This is a genomic window from Embleya sp. NPDC050154, from assembly GCF_044460165.1.
Classification (GTDB): domain Bacteria; phylum Actinomycetota; class Actinomycetes; order Streptomycetales; family Streptomycetaceae; genus Embleya.
The window spans coordinates 1-1,638 of sequence record NZ_JBITJP010000077.1 but is presented as its reverse complement, the minus strand read 5'-3'; the positions used below and the strand labels follow the sequence as shown (position 1 = coordinate 1,638).

1 protein-coding gene is annotated in these 1,638 nt (G+C 69.4%); it reads left to right on the top strand.

The features are described 5' to 3' along the window. The first annotated feature begins 84 nt into the window (after window positions 1-84). Window positions 85-1,596, top strand: coding sequence for an ISL3 family transposase (locus ACIBSV_RS50645; protein WP_395874797.1), 1,512 nt, complete (start codon window positions 85-87; stop codon window positions 1,594-1,596). The last annotated feature ends 42 nt before the right edge of the window (window positions 1,597-1,638 follow it).

The following is a 1,638-nucleotide window of genomic DNA, read 5'->3' as shown; positions in this document are numbered from 1 at the left end:
GGCTCTGGCCCGTAATCGGTGGTAACGAAGGGTGACGGTTGTCGTTGGCATGGTGTGCACGATGTCAATGAGCTTGTGGCGGTGGTGTTTTCAGGGTTGTCGGCCCTGGTCATCAAGGGAGTGACGGGTGAGGGTGAGGTCATCCGGGTGTCGGCGCGGACTCGGGACGATCCGGTGCCTTGCCCCGCTTGCGGGACGCGAACAGCGCGGGTGCACGGGTTTCATGGGCGGGTGCTCGCGGACGTGCCGGTGGACGGGCGGCGGATCGTCGTCTCGGTACGGGTCCGCCGCCTGGTGTGCCCGGTTCTCGACTGCCCGCGGCAGACGTTCCGCGAGCAGGTTCCCGGCGTCGTGGAGCGCTACCAGCGCCGCACCAACCGCCTGACCAGCCAACTGAACTCCGTGGTAAAGGAGTTAGCGGGCCGGGCGAGCTCCCGCCTCTGCCGCGTTCTGGCCTGCGCGATCTCCCGCTCGACCGCCCTGCGCATGCTCATGCGCCAGGTGGTGAGGCCGCCGCTGCGCGTCCCGCGGGTGATCGGCGTCGACGACTTCGCCCTCAAGCGCCGGCACCGCTACGCCACCGTGATCATCGACGCCGAGACCGGCGAGCGGATAGACGTCCTGCCCGACCGCACCGCTCAGACCCTGACCACGTGGCTGCGCGAGCATCCCGGGGCCCGGTACGTTTGCCGCGACGGCTCCGCCACCTACGCCGAAGCGATCCGCCAAGCCCTTCCCGAAGCGGTACAGGTCAGCGACAGGTGGCACCTCTGGTCCAACCTGTGCGGCAAGGCCCTGGCCGAAGTCCGCTCCCACGCCGCCTGCTGGGCCACCGTCGTGAACCCCACCCGACCCGGGGGCGTGCGCGAGCAGACCATTCGCGAGCGCTGGCAGCGCGTCCACCAACTGCTCGGCCAGGGCGTCGGCCTCCTCGAATGCGCCCGCCGCCTCGACGTCGCCCTGAACACCGTCAAGCGGTACGCCCGCATGAAGGAGCCCACCGGCGACCGCCGCGCACCCCGCTACAAGCCCACACTCGTCGATCCCTACCGCGACCACCTGCGCCGGCGCCGAAGCGAAGACCCCGCTGTGCCCGTCACCCACCTCCTGCGCGAGATCAAGGAACTGGGCTACACCGGCAGCGCCAACCTCCTGGTCCGATACCTCACCCAAGGCCGCGCCGAGGGCGAGAAGCCGGTCACCACCCCGCAGCGCTTCGCCCGCCTCCTGCTCACCCGCCCCGAGAACCTGCGCGACAAGGACACCGCGCTACTGCGGAAACTCGCCGCAGCCTGCCCCGAGATGACCGAACTCGCCTGCCTCACCGGTGACTTCGCTCAGCTGCTGACCCCAGCGGAGGGTAACGACGCCAAGCTCACCGACTGGATCACCACCGTTCGCGCTGCCGACCTGCCCCACCTGCACTCCTTCGCGAACGGCCTCGAACTCGACCGCGCCGCCGTCGACGCCGGCCTCACCCGCCCCTACCACAACGGCCGCACCGAGGGCGTCAACACCCGAACCAAACGGATCATGAGACAGATGCACGGCCGAGCCGAATTCCCCCTGCTCCGCCACCGCATCCTCCTCCAGTGATCACTACACGGCGCTACCACCGATTACGGGCCAGAGCCAAGG